This is a genomic window from Enterobacter soli (genome assembly GCF_964208575.1).
Taxonomy (GTDB): domain Bacteria; phylum Pseudomonadota; class Gammaproteobacteria; order Enterobacterales; family Enterobacteriaceae; genus Enterobacter; species Enterobacter soli_A.
On sequence record NZ_CAXOFU010000001.1, the window covers coordinates 121419 to 137943 of the forward strand.

General features: G+C 58.4%; 19 protein-coding genes. 10 read left to right on the forward strand and 9 right to left on the reverse strand.

Annotated elements, in window-relative coordinates:
* Nucleotides 1–61: 61 nt before the first annotated feature.
* The 3 genes from yrbN (at nucleotide 62) to mtr (ending at nucleotide 3439) form a co-directional block, all read left to right on the forward strand.
* On the forward strand, nucleotides 62–142 hold the full coding sequence (yrbN, locus tag AB6V08_RS00575; RefSeq protein ID WP_097397692.1) for a protein YrbN: 81 nt from the start codon (nucleotides 62–64) through the stop codon (nucleotides 140–142).
* Nucleotides 135–2051, forward strand: coding sequence for a DEAD/DEAH family ATP-dependent RNA helicase (locus AB6V08_RS00580; RefSeq protein WP_368540716.1), 1917 nt, complete (start codon nucleotides 135–137; stop codon nucleotides 2049–2051). Before yrbN ends, AB6V08_RS00580 begins: the two co-directional genes overlap by 8 nt.
* Nucleotides 2052–2194: 143 nt before the next feature.
* On the forward strand, nucleotides 2195–3439 hold the full coding sequence (gene mtr, locus AB6V08_RS00585; protein WP_028014544.1) for a tryptophan permease: 1245 nt from the start codon (nucleotides 2195–2197) through the stop codon (nucleotides 3437–3439).
* Between the two features lie 96 nt (nucleotides 3440–3535).
* Here the strand turns inward: mtr and AB6V08_RS00590 are convergent, their stop codons facing one another.
* From AB6V08_RS00590 to ubiU, 3 genes are all read right to left on the reverse strand, one after another.
* Nucleotides 3536–4543, reverse strand: coding sequence for a luciferase-like monooxygenase (locus AB6V08_RS00590; protein WP_368540718.1), 1008 nt, complete (start codon nucleotides 4541–4543; stop codon nucleotides 3536–3538).
* A gap of 78 nt (nucleotides 4544–4621) precedes the next feature.
* A complete protein-coding gene (locus AB6V08_RS00595; RefSeq protein ID WP_368540719.1) occupies nucleotides 4622–5500 on the reverse strand; it encodes a U32 family peptidase in 879 nt (292 codons plus the stop codon).
* 7 nt (nucleotides 5501–5507) lie between these two features.
* Nucleotides 5508–6503: a ubiquinone anaerobic biosynthesis protein UbiU gene (ubiU, locus tag AB6V08_RS00600; protein WP_368540720.1), complete on the reverse strand. Its 996-nt coding sequence runs from the start codon at nucleotides 6501–6503 to the stop codon at nucleotides 5508–5510.
* Nucleotides 6504–6723: 220 nt separating this feature from the next.
* On the opposite strand from ubiU, the gene ubiT reads away from it, so the two are divergent.
* Together ubiT and AB6V08_RS00610 are read left to right on the forward strand one after the other, a co-directional pair.
* Nucleotides 6724–7248, forward strand: coding sequence for a ubiquinone anaerobic biosynthesis accessory factor UbiT (gene ubiT, locus AB6V08_RS00605; protein WP_368540721.1), 525 nt, complete (start codon nucleotides 6724–6726; stop codon nucleotides 7246–7248).
* Nucleotides 7242–7745, forward strand: coding sequence for a GNAT family N-acetyltransferase (locus AB6V08_RS00610; RefSeq protein ID WP_368540723.1), 504 nt, complete (start codon nucleotides 7242–7244; stop codon nucleotides 7743–7745). The genes ubiT and AB6V08_RS00610 overlap by 7 nt, the downstream gene beginning before the upstream one ends.
* On the opposite strand, the gene AB6V08_RS00615 is transcribed toward AB6V08_RS00610, so the two are convergent.
* The gene (locus tag AB6V08_RS00615; protein ID WP_368540724.1) at nucleotides 7732–8061 is read right to left on the reverse strand and encodes a GIY-YIG nuclease family protein; all 330 of its coding nucleotides are present in this window, start codon (nucleotides 8059–8061) and stop codon (nucleotides 7732–7734) included. The genes AB6V08_RS00610 and AB6V08_RS00615 overlap by 14 nt on opposite strands.
* A gap of 14 nt (nucleotides 8062–8075) precedes the next feature.
* Between AB6V08_RS00615 and AB6V08_RS00620 the strand changes: the two genes are divergently transcribed.
* Complete coding sequence (locus tag AB6V08_RS00620) at nucleotides 8076–8510, forward strand: YhbP family protein (RefSeq protein WP_368540726.1); 435 nt, start codon at nucleotides 8076–8078, stop codon at nucleotides 8508–8510.
* On the opposite strand, the gene AB6V08_RS00625 is transcribed toward AB6V08_RS00620, so the two are convergent.
* On the reverse strand, nucleotides 8490–9008 hold the full coding sequence (locus AB6V08_RS00625; RefSeq protein ID WP_368540727.1) for a type 1 glutamine amidotransferase domain-containing protein: 519 nt from the start codon (nucleotides 9006–9008) through the stop codon (nucleotides 8490–8492). The genes AB6V08_RS00620 and AB6V08_RS00625 overlap by 21 nt on opposite strands.
* A gap of 127 nt (nucleotides 9009–9135) precedes the next feature.
* On the opposite strand from AB6V08_RS00625, the gene AB6V08_RS00630 reads away from it, so the two are divergent.
* Together AB6V08_RS00630 and AB6V08_RS00635 are read left to right on the forward strand one after the other, a co-directional pair.
* Complete coding sequence (locus AB6V08_RS00630; protein ID WP_368540728.1) at nucleotides 9136–9780, forward strand: NAD(P)H-binding protein; 645 nt, start codon at nucleotides 9136–9138, stop codon at nucleotides 9778–9780.
* A 40-nt stretch (nucleotides 9781–9820) separates the two neighbouring features.
* Nucleotides 9821–10858, forward strand: a complete 1038-nt coding sequence (locus AB6V08_RS00635) for a permease (protein WP_368540729.1) — start codon at nucleotides 9821–9823, stop codon at nucleotides 10856–10858.
* A 50-nt stretch (nucleotides 10859–10908) separates the two neighbouring features.
* Here the strand turns inward: AB6V08_RS00635 and dolP are convergent, their stop codons facing one another.
* From dolP to AB6V08_RS00655, 4 genes are read right to left on the reverse strand one after another with little or no spacing between them, the layout of a single operon-like run.
* Nucleotides 10909–11484, reverse strand: a complete 576-nt coding sequence (gene dolP / locus AB6V08_RS00640) for a division/outer membrane stress-associated lipid-binding lipoprotein (RefSeq protein ID WP_368540730.1) — start codon at nucleotides 11482–11484, stop codon at nucleotides 10909–10911.
* 9 nt (nucleotides 11485–11493) lie between these two features.
* The gene (diaA, locus tag AB6V08_RS00645) at nucleotides 11494–12084 is read right to left on the reverse strand and encodes a DnaA initiator-associating protein DiaA (RefSeq protein ID WP_003861754.1); all 591 of its coding nucleotides are present in this window, start codon (nucleotides 12082–12084) and stop codon (nucleotides 11494–11496) included.
* 20 nt (nucleotides 12085–12104) lie between these two features.
* The gene (locus AB6V08_RS00650; protein ID WP_368540731.1) at nucleotides 12105–12500 is read right to left on the reverse strand and encodes a YraN family protein; all 396 of its coding nucleotides are present in this window, start codon (nucleotides 12498–12500) and stop codon (nucleotides 12105–12107) included.
* Nucleotides 12458–14611 (reverse strand): penicillin-binding protein activator, encoded by a 2154-nt coding sequence (locus AB6V08_RS00655; RefSeq protein WP_368540733.1) that lies wholly within the window; start codon nucleotides 14609–14611, stop codon nucleotides 12458–12460. The genes AB6V08_RS00650 and AB6V08_RS00655 overlap by 43 nt, the downstream gene beginning before the upstream one ends.
* A gap of 62 nt (nucleotides 14612–14673) precedes the next feature.
* Here AB6V08_RS00655 and rsmI point away from each other — a divergent pair, with 62 nt between their 5' ends.
* Nucleotides 14674–15537 (forward strand): 16S rRNA (cytidine(1402)-2'-O)-methyltransferase, encoded by an 864-nt coding sequence (gene rsmI / locus AB6V08_RS00660; protein WP_368540734.1) that lies wholly within the window; start codon nucleotides 14674–14676, stop codon nucleotides 15535–15537.
* 4 nt (nucleotides 15538–15541) lie between these two features.
* A complete protein-coding gene (locus tag AB6V08_RS00665) occupies nucleotides 15542–16522 on the forward strand; it encodes a Fic family protein (RefSeq protein WP_368540735.1) in 981 nt (326 codons plus the stop codon).
* Nucleotides 16523–16525 lie beyond the last annotated feature (3 nt).

The window sequence follows — 16525 nt, forward strand, 5'->3', positions numbered from 1 at the left end:
TAACTGGTGAGGGCGTTGTTGTTCGTCAATACACCTACTTTGAGCCGGTTCACACTTTTCAATGAAAATTGCTAATCATTTTCACGATGAGCTAAGTAGACTGGCCGCCATTAATATCGAGGCACTTGTACTACATGGCTGAATTCGAAACCACTTTTGCAGATCTGGGCCTGAAGGCTCCTATCCTTGAAGCCCTTAACGATCTGGGTTACGAAAAACCATCTCCGATCCAGGCAGAGTGTATCCCACATCTGCTCTCTGGTCGTGACGTGCTGGGCATGGCCCAGACTGGTAGCGGTAAAACTGCGGCGTTCTCGCTGCCGCTGCTGAACAACATCGATCCGGACCTGCGTGCACCGCAGATCCTCGTCCTGGCTCCAACCCGTGAACTGGCTGTTCAGGTTGCTGAAGCAATGACGGAATTCTCTAAACATATGCGCGGCGTAAACGTGGTAGCCCTGTACGGCGGCCAGCGTTATGACGTGCAGTTACGCGCCCTGCGCCAGGGCCCACAGATTGTTGTCGGTACGCCGGGCCGTCTGCTGGATCACCTGAAGCGCGGTACTCTGGATCTCTCTAAGCTGAGCGGTCTGGTACTGGATGAAGCAGATGAAATGCTGCGTATGGGCTTCATCGAAGACGTCGAAACCATTATGGCGCAGATCCCGGAAGGTCATCAGACCGCTCTGTTCTCTGCAACCATGCCAGAAGCTATCCGTCGCATTACCCGTCGCTTCATGAAAGAGCCGCAGGAAGTGCGCATTCAGTCCAGCGTAACGACTCGCCCGGACATCAGCCAGAGCTACTGGTCTGTTTACGGTATGCGTAAAAACGAAGCGCTGGTGCGTTTCCTGGAAGCAGAAGATTTTGATGCGGCGATTATCTTCGTTCGTACCAAAAACGCGACCCTGGAAGTGGCAGAAGCCCTGGAGCGTAGCGGCTACAACAGCGCAGCGCTGAACGGCGACATGAACCAGGCGCTGCGTGAGCAGACGCTGGAACGTCTGAAAGACGGTCGTCTGGATATCCTGATTGCAACCGACGTGGCAGCACGTGGTCTGGACGTTGAGCGCATCAGCCTGGTTGTGAACTACGACATCCCTATGGATTCCGAGTCTTACGTTCACCGTATCGGTCGTACCGGTCGTGCGGGTCGTGCTGGCCGTGCGCTGCTGTTCGTTGAGAACCGCGAGCGTCGTCTGCTGCGTAACATTGAACGCACCATGAAGCTGACCATTCCAGAAGCCGATCTGCCAAACGCAGAGCTGCTGGGCAAACGCCGTCTGGAAAAATTCGCCGCGAAAGTACAGCAGCAGCTGGAAAGCAGCGATCTGGATCAGTACCGTGCGCTGCTGTCGCAGATCCAGCCTGTCGCTGAAGGCGAAGAGCTGGATATGGAAACCCTGGCTGCCGCACTGCTGAAAATGGCTCAGGGCGAACGTTCTCTGATCGTTCCACCAGATGCGCCAATGCGTCCTAAGCGTGAATTCCGTGACCGTGATGACCGCTTCGAACGTCGCGATCGTAACGACCGTGGCCCGCGTGGCGACCGTCCAGAGCGTGGTGGTGAAGACCGTCCACGTCGTGAGCGTCGTGACGCTGGCGAAATGGAACTGTACCGCATTGAAGTGGGCCGTGATGACGGCGTTGAAGTTCGTCACATCGTTGGCGCGATCGCTAACGAAGGCGACATCAGCAGCCGCTACATCGGTAACATCAAGCTGTTCGGTTCTCACTCTACTATCGAGCTGCCAAAAGGTATGCCGGGCGAAGTACTGCAGCACTTTACTCGTACCCGCATCCTGAACAAGCCGATGAACATGCAGCTGCTGGGTGATGCACAGCCGCGCGAGCGCAGCGAACGTCGCGGTGGCGATCGTCCAGCGGGCGAACGTCGTAGCTTCGGTGGCGGCGAGCGTCGTGAAGGCGGTCGTGGTCCTCGTCGTGAAGGCGGCGCACCGGGTGCAGGTCGCTTCAGCGGTGAACGTCGTGAAAGCCGTGGCCCACGTCGCGAAGAAGGCGCAAGCCGTCGTCGTTTCGGTGACGCGTAACCCATACGCTTACTGACGTAAAGTAAAATATACAGCCCCGATACTCGCTATCGGGGCTTTTTTTATTCCTTTTGTACTCTTGTACTGGTACAGTGCTGCACACTATAGTGCGGTACAAAATTTTTGACTGGAGACATGGCTGTATGGCGACACTTACCACCACACAAACGTCACCCTCGCTGCTCGGCGGCGTGGTGATCATCGGCGGAACCATTATTGGCGCGGGGATGTTCTCTCTGCCGGTGGTCATGTCCGGTGCGTGGTTCTTCTGGTCGCTGGCGGCGCTGGTCTTCACCTGGTTCTGTATGCTGCACTCCGGGCTGATGATCCTTGAAGCTAACCTGAACTACCGCATCGGCTCGAGCTTCGACACCATCACCAAAGACCTGCTCGGAAAGGGCTGGAACCTGGTGAACGGGCTGTCCATCGCCTTTGTGCTCTACATCCTGACCTACGCGTACATTTCCGCGAGCGGTTCGATTCTGCACCACACCTTCTCGGAGATGTCCCTGAACGTGCCCGCGCGACTGGCGGGGCTGTGCTTCGCCCTTGGCGTGGCGTTTATCGTCTGGATGAGTACCAAAGCGGTGAGCCGCATGACGGCGATTGTGCTGGGCGCGAAGGTCATTACCTTCTTCCTGACCTTCGGCAGCCTGCTCGGGCACGTCACGCCCGCCACGCTGTTTAACGTCGCCGAAGTGAATACGTCCTACACGCCGTACCTGCTGATGACGCTGCCGTTCTGTCTGGCGTCGTTTGGCTATCACGGCAACGTGCCGAGCCTGATGAAGTACTACGGCAAAGATCCGCGCACCATCGTTAAATGCCTGGTTTACGGCACGCTGCTGGCGCTGGGGCTGTATGTGATTTGGCTGCTGGGGACGATGGGCAACATCCCGCGTCCGGAATTTATCGGCATTGCGCAGAAGGGCGGCAACATTGACGTGCTGGTGCAGGCGCTGAGCGGCGTACTGAACAGCCGCAGCCTGGATCTGCTGCTGGTGGTGTTCTCTAACTTTGCCGTGGCGAGCTCTTTCCTCGGCGTGACCCTTGGCCTGTTCGATTATCTGGCGGATCTGTTTGGCTTTGATGACTCTGCGATGGGACGTTTCAAAACCGCGCTGCTGACCTTCCTGCCACCGATTGTGGGCGGTTTGCTGTGGCCGAACGGTTTCCTGTACGCCATCGGCTATGCGGGGCTGGCGGCAACCATCTGGGCTGCGATTGTTCCGGCGCTGCTGGCGCGTAAATCACGTAAACGCTTCGGCAGCCCGAAATTCCGCGTCTGGGGCGGAAAGCCGATGATTGCGCTGATTCTGGTATTCGGCGTGGGTAACGCGTTGGTCCACGTGCTGTCGAGCTTTAATCTGCTGCCTGTTTATCAGTAGAACGTGCGGTCTGATACCCTCACCCCGACCCTCTCCCACAGGGAGAGGGAGAAAAGAATGTAGGCCCGGTCAGCGAAGCGCCACCGGGCAAAAAGGCTACCCCACCAGCTCCTCTTTCACCTGCATCGCCAAATCAAACGAATGCAGGCGCGCCTGATGGTCGAAAATCTGGCCGTTAACCATGATCTCGTCCGCCTGAGTTTCGCGCAGTATTGCGTCCAGACCGTGACGCACCTTCGCTTTATCCCCCACCAGCGACATGCTCAGCGCCTGCTGCACGCCGTACTGCTCGGAGGCCGACCACAGCTGGTGCATGTTCTCCACCGGCGGCGGAAGCTGGCCCGTTTCGCCGCGGCGCAGCTTGACGAAGGCCTGCTGCATTGAGGTAAACAGGAATTCCGCGTCGCGGTTGCTGTCGGCGGCAATGATGTTGATACACACCATCGCGTAGGGTTTTTCCAGACGCTCGGACGGTTTGAAGTGGGTGCGATAAAGATGCAGCGCCTGATGCAGCATGTCCGGGGCGAAGTGCGAGGCAAACGCGAACGGCAGGCCGAGCTGCGCCGCCAGCTGGGCGCTGTAGAGGCTGGAGCCGAGCAGCCACACCGGGATCTTCTCGCCGTAGCCCGGCACCGGGCGAACGTGCGGGTTCGGATCGCGGGCGTCAAACCAGTCCACCAGCTCCGCCACGTCGCGCGGGAAGTTATCGATATCGCCGCTCATGTGGCGACGCAGGGCGCGCATGGTTGGCTGGTCGCTGCCCGGGGCGCGGCCCAGGCCTAAATCGATACGGCCAGGATAAAGGGTGTTCAGCGTGCCGAACTGCTCGGCGATCACCAGCGGGGCGTGATTTGGCAGCATGACGCCGCCGGAACCGAGGCGCAGCGTGGTGGTATTCGCGGCCAGATAGCCAATCAGCACCGACGTGGCGGCGCTGGCGATGCCCACCATGTTGTGATGCTCAGCCAGCCAGTAGCGCTGATAGCCGCGCGTTTCGGCAAGACGAGCGAGATCGAGTGAGTGGGAAAAGGCTTCTCGTGCCGAGGAGCCCTGCGGGATCGGCGCCAGATCCAGCACCGAAAACGGAATGGTTTTATCAGACATAACAGCTCACTTTGTCGACGGTGAATCTTTAATACTGCATTAAAAATTAATAACCGGTGTTAACAAAGTGAGCCTTTTTTACGCCTGCAGCTCCAGCCCGGCCAGCCGCTTCCAGTAGCCGTTACAGTCGCTGTTTGCCGTTAACGGCAGCGGTGACGCGCCGTTTTCATTGGCGCGGAAGGCATCCAGCATCGCGAAGACCCCGGTATCCAGCGGCGACAGGCGCACCATATCCACCAGACCGTGCATGGACGCCAGCTCGTTGCCGAGGTTGTAAACGTAGCCGCTCATGGTCTGAATGCCGTTGAGGACGAACACCTGCTGGTTTTCCTGAGACAGCATGCTGCGGCCGTTAGGGTATTTAATGCAGCAGGTCTCGCAGTCGTCTTTTGGACGATCTTCCGAGCGCGCGGTAAAGCAGCGTGCGGAGTAAGCCAGCGGCAGATGCCCGTAGCTCAGCACCTCCACTTCAAACTGATTGCGAATGCCCAGCTCGTCGCACTGGTTGAGCAGGTTTGCCAGCCAGTCGCGGGAAAGCTCAACCGGCATACACCAGCGCGTCATGCCCTGCTTCAGCAGCAGGCGGAGGGTGACGGCGTTGTAGCAGTTCAGCGCATGTCCGGCGACGAACGGCAGCTTGCGCTCTGCGCACAGGTTCACCACGCCGAGGTCGCTCGCTTCCAGCAGAAAATCGCCGTTGTCCACGTAGCGCTTCAGCTCGTTGAGCTCTGATGACGCCTGTACCAGCGCGAGGGTCGAGAGCACCACCTGCTTGCCGCTGCCGGCCAAGCTTTTCGCCATGTCCAGCCAGTCGCCCGCTTTGGTTGCCCGGCGTTTGCTGCACACCGCTTCGCCGAGATAAATCACATCGGCGCTGCTGGCGGCTGCCTGCTGATAAAAATCTTCCAGCGTCTCTTTTGGCCAGTAGTACAGCACCGGCCCTAATGAATATTTCATGGTCTTCTCACTGCCATTTACGGTGATACGCGCCAAGCGTGGTTTGCGTGCCTTCGGACATCGCACCCAGCGCGTCCATCCAGGCCGGCTGCGGCGCATAGTTTTGCGGGTCTGCCATGCAGCGGTCGATGGCCTGACGCCAGACTTTCGCGACCTGGCTGACGTAAGCCGGGCTGCGCTGGCGGCCTTCGATTTTCACGGACGCGATGTTGGCGGCCAGCAGCTCGGGCAGCAGCTCCAGGGTGTTGAGGCTGGTCGGCTCCTCCAGAGCGTGGTAGCGCTCGCCGTCCACCAGGTAGCGGCCTTTGCACAGGGTTGGGTAACCCGCGTTTTCGCCGTCCTGATAGCGGTCGATCAGCACCTCGTTCAGGCGCGACTCCAGCCCCTGCGGCGTCTGCTGCCAGCGCACAAAGCGGGCAGGGGAGCAGGCGCCCACGGTGTTAGGGGATTCTCCGGTCAGATAGGACGAGAGATAGCAGCGCCCTTCCGCCATGATGCACAGGCTGCCGAAGGCAAAAACTTCCAGCGGAACTGGCGTGACGCGGGCGAGTTGCTTAACCTGATGAATAGACAGCACGCGCGGCAGCACCACGCGGGCGACGTCAAAGTGACGATGGTAAAAGCGCACGGCTTCTTCATTGGTGGCCGATGCCTGAACAGAGACGTGACGCTCAATATGCGGATAGCGTTCTGCGGCATACTCAAGCATCGCCAGGTCGGCCAGGATCAGCGCATCGGCACCCAGCTGGGCCGCCATGTCTACCGCGCGCTGCCAGCGGGCGTAGCCGTCAGGATGGGCGAAGGTATTGATGGCAATATGCAGCTTGCGGCGGTGCTGGTGGACGAAGTTAACCGCTTCCTGAAGCTTTTTCTCCGTAAAGTTAAGGCCAGCAAAATGGCGGGCGTTGGTATCATCTTTAAGCCCGATGTAGACCGCATCGGCACCGTTTTCGATGGCCGCCTTAAGCGCCGGAAGGTTACCGGCAGGGCAGAGCAGCTCCATAATTTATCCTGATCATGTCGATCGCAGCGATCGCAAAATTGTTAACGAGCTGGGATTTTAATTAACCCATACGCGACAATTTTTGATTTAAGGCAGCTAATGGCGTATTGATGGCACCAATAATGGCCGACGCCGGAGGCCGGTTTGTTGATTTACGCCGCTATGTTCCTCTCCGGATATGGCAAAATAACAGGACTTTAGATATCAGGGAGTAAAGCTCGTGCTGGATAAACTGCGTTCACGACTCGTACAATTTGGCCCATCAATGTTGAGCGTGCCGGTCAAACTGACGCCCTTCGCACTCAAGCGCCAGGTGCTGGAGCAAGTGCTGAGCTGGCAATTCCGCCAGGCGTTACAGGAAGGTGAGCTGGAGTTTCTGGAAGGCCGCTGGCTGAGCATCGAAGTCCGTGATATCGGGCTGCGCTGGTTTACCTCGGTAGAGAACGACCAGCTGATCGTTCGCGATTCCGCCGAGGCGGACGTGAGCTTTAGCGCCGATGCCAGCGATCTGCTGATGATCGCCGCACGCAAGCAAGATCCTGATACGCTCTTCTTCCAGCGCCGTCTGGTTATCGAAGGGGATACGGAGCTTGGCCTGTACGTGAAAAATTTGATGGATGCCATTGAGCTGGAGCAGATGCCAAAAGCACTGCGCGTGATCCTGCTGCAACTGGCTGATTTTGTAGAGGCCGGGCTGAAAGCTCCGCCGGACGGTAAACACACTTCAGTAGGTGAGCCATGCTGATTCGAGTTGAAATTGGGATTGATGCACCGGGTATCGATGCGTTGTTACGCCGCTCTTTTGCGAGTGATGCAGAAGCCCAGCTGGTCCACGATCTCCGTGAAGACGGCCTGATTACGCTGGGGCTGGTTGCCACCGATGATGAAGGCCAGGTTGTCGGCTACGTGGCATTCAGCCCGGTGCTGGTGCAGGGCGAAGATCTTCAGTGGGTGGGAATGGCGCCGCTGGCGGTGGACGAAAGCTACCGTGGGCAGGGGCTTGCGCGCCAGCTGGTCTATGAAGGACTGGATTCACTCAATGAGTTCGGCTATGCGGCCGTGGTGACGCTGGGCGATCCGGCGTTTTACGGTCGTCTGGGCTTTGAGCAGGCGGCGCATCACGATCTGCGCTGCCGCTGGCCGGGCACCGAGTCGGCATTCCAGCTGCACCGCCTGGCAGACGATGCCCTTAACGGCGTGACGGGTCTGGTTGAGTACCACGATCATTTCAATCGCTTTTAAGCAGGCTTTCGCGTAGCGCCTCGAACGAGCCATCCCCGGCGACGAGGCGCTCTTTCTGGCGCTTCGTCAGCTGCTTGATGCGGTACTCCAGACGGAGCGCCAGCGAGCGATCCCCCACCGGTGCCGAAAAGGCCAGCCGCAGCTCCCCTTTCCCGCGCAGGGCTTTTGCCCCTTTCCCCGTCTGATGTTCGACAAAACGCCGCGCCACATCGGTGGTGATCCCGGTGTAGAGGGTGTTATCAGCGGTGCGAACAAGATAAAGAAACCAGGACACGGTAAGCAGATTCAGTATGTTAAGGTGAACGCACCTTAGCACGAGAGAGAAGAAAAATGGAAACTCTGACCGCCATTAACCGCTGGCTGGCAAAGCAGCACGTTGTCACCTGGTGCGTGTATGACGAAGGTGAAATGTGGTGCGCGAATGCGTTCTATTATTACGATCCTGAGCGGGTGGCGTTCTACGTTTTAAGCGAAGACAAAACGCGCCATGCGCAGATGACCGGCCAGCAGGCGAAAGTGGCGGGCACGGTTAACGGCCAGCCGAAAACGGTGGCGTTGATTCGGGGCGTGCAGTTTAAGGGCGAGATCCGCCGTCTGGAAGGGGAAGAGAGCGACGAACAGCGTCAACGCTACGTTCGCCGCTTTCCGGTTGCCCTTGCGCTAAAAGCCCCGGTGTGGGAAATCCGCCTCGATGAGCTGAAATTTACCGACAACACCCTGGGCTTTGGCAAGAAGCTGCACTGGTTACGTCCCGAGCAGGCGTAGCGCTTCGCGGTTGAACGCCGGGAGATCGTCAGGCGTGCGGCTGGTGATCAGCTGATCTTTATCGTTCACCACCTCCTGATCGAAGAACTCGGCGCCGGCGTTTTTAAGATCGATAACGATCGGCTTCACGGCGGTGAGCTTACGCCCGCGCACCACTTCTGCGCTGATCAGCAGCTGCGGCCCGTGACAGATGGCGAACACCGGTTTGCCGGTGCCGACAAAGTCGCGGGTAAAGGTGACGAAGCGCTCATCCCCGCGCAGGGAATCCGGTGAATGGCCGCCGGGTAACAGCAGTGCATCGAAGTCGGACGGGCTGACGTTATCGATAGACTCATCGATGGTTACGCTGGCCTCGCCCTTGTGACCCTTCACGGTTTTACCCGCCTGCTTCTCAATGGTGATGACCTCATGTCCCGCTTTACGGAATGCCTCGGCAGGGGAGGTGAATTCTGAATCCTCAAATTCATCGGTAATCAAAACTGCGATTTTCTTGCCCATGCTTCCTCCGTTAATTGGCCTCAGACAGATTTTTCTCCGCTTGTGGTAAATACTTACCTGTAACAGACTTCTAAGTGTGGTTGACCACGCCGGGTTCGCAAACGGACAATTCTGTAAAGGGGGAAAAATGAGTCAGGTATTGATTACGGGCGCCACCGGGCTGGTGGGCGGGCATTTGCTGCGCCTGCTCATTCAGGAGCGCAAGGTGAACTACATCGCCGCCCCCACGCGTCGCCCGCTGGCCGACGTTCCCGGCGTTTTCAATCCTCACGATCCGCAGCTGACCGATGCGCTGGCGCAGGTGCAGGATCCCATTGATATCGCCTTTTGCTGTCTCGGCACCACCCGGCGAGAAGCGGGCAGTAAAGAGGCGTTTGTTCACGCCGACTACACGCTGGTGGTGGACACGGCCCTGACGGCTAAAAAGCTCGGCGCGAAGCATCTGGTGGTGGTCAGCGCGATGGGCGCCAATGCCCGCTCGCCTTTCTTCTACAACCAGGTGAAAGGCAAAATGGAGGATGCGCTGATTGCGCAGCGGTGGGAGTATCTGACGATTGTGCGCCCCTCGATGCTGCTGGGGGATCGCGACAAGCGGCGCTTTAACGAATCGATATTCGCCCCGCTGTTCAGCCTGCTGCCGGGCAACTGGAAGTCCATCGAGGCGCGGGACGTGGCGCGGGCCATGCTGAAAGAGGCGCTGGCCCCGTCGAAAGAGGGGGTTAACGTTATTCCCTCAGCGAAACTGCGTGAAATCGCCAGAGGTGAGGCGTAAACTCCTCCGGCTTATTTACTTACACTCCCCGGGGAATGGTATGACTGGTCAGTCTTCATCTCAGGCGGCTTCACCTGTCCAATGGTGGAAACCCGCGCTCTTCTTTCTTGTTGTTATCGTTGGTCTTTGGTTCGTGAAATGGCAGCCGTATTACGGCAAAGCCTTTACCGCCGCCGAAACCCACAGCATCGGTAAATCCATTCTTGCTAACGCTGATTCCAGCCCGATTCAGGCGGCGTGGGACTATGCGATGGTCTATTTCCTTGCGGTCTGGAAAGCGGCGGTGCTCGGCGTGCTGCTGGGCTCGCTGATTCAGGTGCTTATCCCGCGCCACTGGCTGGTGAAAACCCTGGGCCAGCCGCGTTTTCAGGGCACGCTGCTGGGGACGATTTTCTCTCTGCCGGGCATGATGTGCTCCTGCTGCGCCGCGCCCGTGGCGGCGGGGATGCGTCGTCAGCGCGTTTCGATGGGCGGCGCGCTGGCGTTCTGGATGGGCAACCCGCTGCTGAACCCGGCGACGCTGGTGTTTATGGGCTTTGTGCTCGGCTGGCATTTCGCGTTGATCCGCCTGGTGGCGGGGGTATTGACGGTGCTGGTGGTGGCTACGCTGGTGCAAAATCTGGTGAAGGAGAAGCCGGCTGAGCAAACCGCCGTTGAGCTGGATCTCACCGAGCCGCAGGGCAGCTTCTTTGCCCGCTGGGGGAGAGCGCTGTGGCAGCTTTTCTGGAGCACTATCCCGGTCTATATTCTGGCGGTTCTGGTGCTGGGTGCCGCCCGCGTGTGGCTGTTCCCTCACGCGGATGGCGCGATCGATAATTCCCTGATGTGGGTGATTGCGATGGCGATTGCCGGCTGCCTGTTTGTGATCCCGACTGCGGCAGAGATCCCGATTGTGCAGACCATGATGCTGGCGGGGATGGGTACGGCCCCGGCGCTGGCGCTGCTCATCACGCTGCCTGCGATCAGCCTGCCGTCGCTCATCATGTTGCGTAAGTCATTCCCGGCGAAGGCCCTGTGGCTGACGGCGGGTCTGGTGGCGCTGTGTGGGGTGATTACGGGAAGCATTGCGCTGATATAAAAAAAGCCCGGTCGCGCTGGCGCGTACCGGGCCTGTTATCAGACGTTGAGTTACTTGATGTAGGTAAACGCGGTGGTGACGTGCTTCACTCCGCTCACCCGGCTGGCGATATCCGCCGCCGCTTTCCCTTCGCGTTCAGTTACCAGACCCAGCAGGAACACTTCGCCGTTCTCGGTGGTCACTTTCACGTTAGAGGATTTCACCTGGTCTGTACCCAGCAGCTGGGAGCGAACCTTGGTGGTGATCCAGGTATCGGACGAGGCGGTTCCCAGACCAATCGGCTGGCCCTGACGCACTTCGTTGAACACTTCGGTGGTGCCTTCAACGCCCATCGCTATCTGTTTCGCGCGGGAGGCGAGATCCATATTCGGTGCCTGGCCTGCCAGCAGCACTTTGCCCTGATAAGCCGTTACGTTGATGCGGGCTTCTTTCTTGATTTGTTCGTCTTTCGACAGGGCGCTATTTACGCGCAGTTCCAGCGTTCCGTCATCAACCTGGGTGCCCACGGAGCGTGGATCGGTTGCTGCTTTTGTACCGACGGCCGCGGTGCCGACAACGGCCGCAGCAATACATCCCTGAAGAAGCAGTGCAGACATCAGGACTGCGAGGGTCGATAAAGCCTTCATTAATACTCCTTAATCATCCTGGTGAGGGAAAAGCGTGTTATCGATCAGATCGCATAAGCAATTCACCGTAAGCATGTGCATTTCCTGAATGCGCGCGCTGCGGTGAGAAGGAATGCGGATTTCCACATCCTGCGGCCCCAGCAGACCCGCCAGCTCGCCGCCGTCATAGCCCGTTAATGCCACAATTGTCATGTCGCGGGTGACCGCCGCTTCCACGGCTTTGACGATGTCGCGGCTGTTACCGCGCGTGGAGATAGCCAACAGCACATCTCCCGCGTGGCCCAGGGCACGCACTTGCTTTGCGTAAATTTCGTCATGCAGACGATCGTTAGCAATCGCTGTTAAGACCACATTATCGGTATTAAGTGCAATGGCAGGTAAACTCGGTCGCTCTGTTTCAAAACGATTGATCATGCTGGCAGCAAAATGCTGTGCGTTGGCGGCAGAGGTGCCATTACCACAACAGAGGATTTTGTTGCCGTTGAGCAGGGACTGCACCAGCGTCATTGCTGCGCGAGAAATCGCGTCCGGGAGGGCTTCCGCCGCTGCAATCTGGGTTTGAATGCTTTCTGTGAAGCAAACTTTAATTCTTTCGAGCACGTTATCCCTTTAAATCGTATTCAGGTGTCTTCGCCAAACGCGTTTTTTAACCAGTCGATGTCGTTTCCGGTGAAGGCTACCACATCGAACCGGCAATCCACAGTATCAAAGCTCCCATTATGGCGGGCAAGCCACAAGTGGGCCGTCTGTAATAATTTATGTTGTTTGGCGGGCGTCACGCTGGCGGCAGCCCCGCCAAACTGCGCTGACTGCCGAAAGCGTACTTCGACAAACACGGTCACTGGACCGTCTTTCATGATGAGATCGATTTCGCCGCCGCGTCCGCGAACGTTGGCGGCGATAAAGCGCAGTCCTTTGCCTTCAAGCCAGCGGCGCGCTTTGGCTTCCCACGCGTCGCCGGTTTGTTTGCGGCTTAACTGGCCGGGACGATCTGCCCCTGCTGGTATTTGAGCCATGATAACTTCCTGTTAATCACGCAGTCCTGAGTGGCGCTCAGATCGCCGGTATTGCCGTTGAGTTCAAAGCCTGGCACCTGACGCATCTGGGTAAAGTGGTTCGCCAGCGCCCACGCGTCCGCACCCATTGCGTACAGACGCGCCAGAGAGTAGTCGTTACGCACCGCACCAAGCGCCTGCTGCATCAGCGACGGGTTGCTGCCCGCGAGCATCGGGATTTCGCTGTACTGCAGGCCTTCCATTTCCAGACGGAAATCCGGGCCAGCGGTGCCCTGCGCGCTGCGGGAGCTGGCGTACAGCGTTGCGCCGCTCTGGCTGCCGTTACGCATGGCAATCATCGGCTTGATGAAGGCAATTTCCTGCGGAGTCGCCAGGATATAGGCTGCGTCCACTTTGCCGCCGCCGCTGATTTGCGCGTCAGTTGGCGGGGCCGGAATGGTTAAGCCGCCGATGGTGACGGCCTGCTGCTGCGGCAGGCTGGCTGCAACCGGGCTGCCGGTGAGGGAGATCCCCGCGCCGCCGTTCACACCCGCGCGAAGCTCAGAGGCGGAGCCGAATTTCTGCTGCAGAACCACGCCGCCGCCAAGCTGCTGCCACTCCTGGGCAAACGCCGTTGCCACGCGGTCGCCCAGCGAGCTGCGAGGAATAAGCAGCAGCGGCGCCTGTTTACCCTGCTCGTGAATATGACGCGCCGCGTCGCGGGCTTCGTCTTCAGGAGAGAGGGCGAAGTAGCAGATATTGGCACGATTCTGAACCTGCTCCGGCTGGTTAAGCGCCAGCACGTTCAGGGTGGTGTTGCTCTTCATTAGCTCTTCGACGTTGTTTTTCAACAGCGGGCCAACCACGAGGCTGGCACCGTCCTGCTGCACCTGCGCCAGCACCTGGTCGAGGGGCTGAGCGCTGGTGTCGTAGATTTTTAGCTCGGCGCCCGGGTTCGCTCTGGTGGTGGCGACCGCCTGCGGCTGTGCAGCGGGCTGCTGGGCAGGCTGAGCGGCCTGCGGCTGCGCGGTTGTCGCCGCGTCAGCCTGCGGTGCGGCCTGGGTTTGCGCTGGCGCGTCATTGGACTGAGCGGGCACTACAGGAACTGGCGGAGGCGTTGTTGGTGCGGTGACAGGGTTTTGCATCGTTCCCTGGGCAGGCGCCTGGGCGGTGGTCAGATCGCTGGTTTCCGCAGCGGACGGACTCACCACATCGTTGACGTTCGCCGCCTGTGCGGACTGGGCCGGTACGGCGTTGCCGACAACCGGCGTTGTGCCGTTCTTCGCGGCTTCAAACCCTTGTTGAATGGCGCGACCAAACACCGCCGCCTGGCCGTTTAACGGCAGAAGCAGGGCGATTTTGCTGGTGGAGGCCGGCTTGAAGTTCTGCACGTTGACCAGCTGCGTGGGCAGCAGTTTTGCACCCGGATTTTGCGGGTAGCGGGTCTGCCAGTCGGTGATACCGGCTTTCAGCATTTTTGGATCGCTGCGGTTGGTGAACCACATCTGCTGCAGATCCAGCCAGCCCTGCAGGACGTTTTCGTCGGCGTTGATCACCAGCGCCTGCGCCTGTTCCTGGGTCATGGAGGCGAGCGCCTGCCAGGTGGCATCGATATTTTTCTGTTTGTCGGCACCGCTGAGCAGCGGCTCCTGGGCAATCAGGGCGCGCAGCAGCTGGAGGGACGGACGGCCCTGTTCAGCCGTAATGCCGGTCTGCCAGAAGCGCGCCTGCTGGTTTTTATCCAGCGCGCTCACGTCGATCTCGCCGAGGATCTTTTTCGCGGCGGCATAATCTTTCTGCGCCACTTTCAGCTCAGCCGACAGCAGCACCTGCTCGCGACGCTGGGCATCGCTAAGTTCTTGTGGCAGCTGGTTGAACAGTTCGGCGGCCTGCTGGGTTTTCCCTTCTTTCAGCAGTGCACGAATGGCGAGTAATTGCCAGTTGGTCTTGGTATCATTTGAGCTCTGCGACATTTGTTGCAGATAAAAGCCAGAATCAGCCTGGGCTGAGCCCTGCATATGGGCAACGCTTTGATCCGGTGCCTGGGTGCCACAGCCTGCAAAGATCAGGGCTGCCAGCAGCAGAGGCACGCTGCGCGCGGCTTTTGTTCGAAGTAACGTTAACGGTACCATACTGTATCCAGTGAATTTTTTTACGCAATGCTCAATATTAAATCGGCAATACGGACTAAACAATGAAACAACACGAAACGGCGGATAATTCTCAAGGCCAGCTTTATATTGTACCTACTCCTATCGGGAATTTGTCTGATATTACCCAACGTGCGCTCACCGTATTGCAAGCTGTTGATTTAATTGCAGCGGAAGATACCCGTCACACCGGTTTACTGCTCCAGCACTTTGCGATTAACGCCCGCATGTTTGCCCTGCACGATCACAATGAGCAACAAAAAGCCGACACCCTGGTGGCGAAGCTGAAAGAGGGGCAGAACATCGCGCTGGTGTCCGATGCGGGCACGCCGCTGATTAACGATCCGGGCTACCACCTGGTGCGGACCTGTCGCGAAGCGGGGATCCGCGTGGTGCCGCTGCCGGGCCCTTGCGCGGCCATCGCGGCGCTAAGCGCTGCAGGCCTGCCGTCCGACCGTTTCTGCTATGAAGGCTTTCTGCCTGCAAAATCAAAAGGGCGTCGCGACGTGCTGAAAGCGTTAGAAGCCGAACCGCGCACGCTGATTTTCTATGAGTCCACCCACCGCCTGCTGGAAAGCCTGGAAGACATGGTCACCGTCTGGGGTGAATCCCGTTACGTGGTGCTGGCGCGCGAGCTGACCAAAACCTGGGAAACCATTCACGGCGCGCCGGTCGGCGAACTGCTGGCCTGGGTCAAAGAAGATGAAAACCGCCGTAAAGGCGAGATGGTACTCATTGTCGAAGGCCACAAAGCGGAAGACGACGCGCTGCCTGCGGATGCCCTGCGCACGCTGGCCCTGCTGCAGGCCGAGCTGCCGCTGAAGAAAGCCGCCGCGCTCGCAGCGGAGATCCACGGCGTGAAGAAGAATGCGCTGTATAAGTATGCGTTGGAGCAGCAGGGGGAGTAAAACCATGAGCCGCTACCAGCCTCCGTTTTCAATTACATCTTCGATTCTCAATCAGGTTGTTGAGATCGGCGAACTGCTGGGGCACTGGGCGGCGCATTCGGGCAGAACTTCTCCACTGCTGCGTAAAGAAAACCGTATCCGCACTATCCAGGCTTCTCTGGCCATTGAGCATAATTCGCTGACGACCGGGCAGGTCACGGCGATTATGGAAGGCAAGCGGGTGCTTGCACCTGAAAAGGATATTCAGGAGGTGCGTAACGCTATCCTTGCGTATGAGATGCTTCCTGACTGGAAGGCCTGGCGCCAGAAGGATTTATTGAGTGCGCATCGTCTGTTGATGACGGGGCTGGTGAATAACCCCGGTAAGCTAAGAACCGGGGATGTCGGGATTTATCGCGGAAGCCGGTTAGTACATATGGCTCCGCCCGCCTCTCAGATTCCACGCCTTATTGACGATCTCCTTGGCTGGCTAAAACAGACGGATCTTCATCCACTCATTGCCAGCTCCGTATTTCATTACGAATTTGAGTTTATCCATCCTTTTACTGACGGTAACGGACGCATGGGACGGCTATGGCAAACGCTCATCCTGAGCCACTGGCGCGCTGAGCTGGCCTGGCTACCCGTAGAAACGCTGATCCATTTCCAGCAGGAACGTTATTACCAGATTTTAGGTGAATGCGATCGGGTAAGTGACTGCACCGCTTTCGTTGAATTTATGCTCCATAACATGGCTGAAGCCTTGCGCGAAGGAATTGCTGTACCGACAGTAGTGTCGGAAGAAATGTCGGAAGAAATGTCGGAAAAAGAGGGCGCTATTCTTGAGCTTCTCACCGTTCAGCCTCAAATGACGGCAGCAATGTTGGCATCCATGCTGGGCGTGACGCCGCGCACCGTAGAACGCTATCTTCGCGCGCTTCAAACGAAAGGGAAACTCAGGCGCGAAGGCGCTAAAAAAGGCGGAAACTGGCAGGTCATGCGCTGACCT

Bases quoted from the DNA above. Each gene is read 5' to 3' on its own strand.
- AB6V08_RS00635 (WP_368540729.1), top strand. From the start codon at position 9,821: ATGACTGGTCAGTCTTCATCTCAGGCGGCTTCACCTGTCCAATGGTGG.
- AB6V08_RS00665 (WP_368540735.1), top strand. From the start codon at position 15,542: ATGAGCCGCTACCAGCCTCCGTTTTCAATTACATCTTCGATTCTCAAT.
- AB6V08_RS00630 (WP_368540728.1), top strand. From the start codon at position 9,136: ATGAGTCAGGTATTGATTACGGGCGCCACCGGGCTGGTGGGCGGGCAT.
- AB6V08_RS00650 (WP_368540731.1), bottom strand. From the start codon at position 12,500: ATGGCTCAAATACCAGCAGGGGCAGATCGTCCCGGCCAGTTAAGCCGC.
- AB6V08_RS00595 (WP_368540719.1), bottom strand. From the start codon at position 5,500: ATGAAATATTCATTAGGGCCGGTGCTGTACTACTGGCCAAAAGAGACG.
- AB6V08_RS00655 (WP_368540733.1), bottom strand. From the start codon at position 14,611: ATGGTACCGTTAACGTTACTTCGAACAAAAGCCGCGCGCAGCGTGCCT.
- AB6V08_RS00620 (WP_368540726.1), top strand. From the start codon at position 8,076: ATGGAAACTCTGACCGCCATTAACCGCTGGCTGGCAAAGCAGCACGTT.
- AB6V08_RS00580 (WP_368540716.1), top strand. From the start codon at position 135: ATGGCTGAATTCGAAACCACTTTTGCAGATCTGGGCCTGAAGGCTCCT.
- dolP (WP_368540730.1), bottom strand. From the start codon at position 11,484: ATGAAGGCTTTATCGACCCTCGCAGTCCTGATGTCTGCACTGCTTCTT.
- AB6V08_RS00610 (WP_368540723.1), top strand. From the start codon at position 7,242: ATGCTGATTCGAGTTGAAATTGGGATTGATGCACCGGGTATCGATGCG.
- AB6V08_RS00590 (WP_368540718.1), bottom strand. From the start codon at position 4,543: ATGTCTGATAAAACCATTCCGTTTTCGGTGCTGGATCTGGCGCCGATC.
- mtr (WP_028014544.1), top strand. From the start codon at position 2,195: ATGGCGACACTTACCACCACACAAACGTCACCCTCGCTGCTCGGCGGC.
- AB6V08_RS00625 (WP_368540727.1), bottom strand. From the start codon at position 9,008: ATGGGCAAGAAAATCGCAGTTTTGATTACCGATGAATTTGAGGATTCA.
- ubiU (WP_368540720.1), bottom strand. From the start codon at position 6,503: ATGGAGCTGCTCTGCCCTGCCGGTAACCTTCCGGCGCTTAAGGCGGCC.
- yrbN (WP_097397692.1), top strand. From the start codon at position 62: ATGAAAATTGCTAATCATTTTCACGATGAGCTAAGTAGACTGGCCGCC.
- rsmI (WP_368540734.1), top strand. From the start codon at position 14,674: ATGAAACAACACGAAACGGCGGATAATTCTCAAGGCCAGCTTTATATT.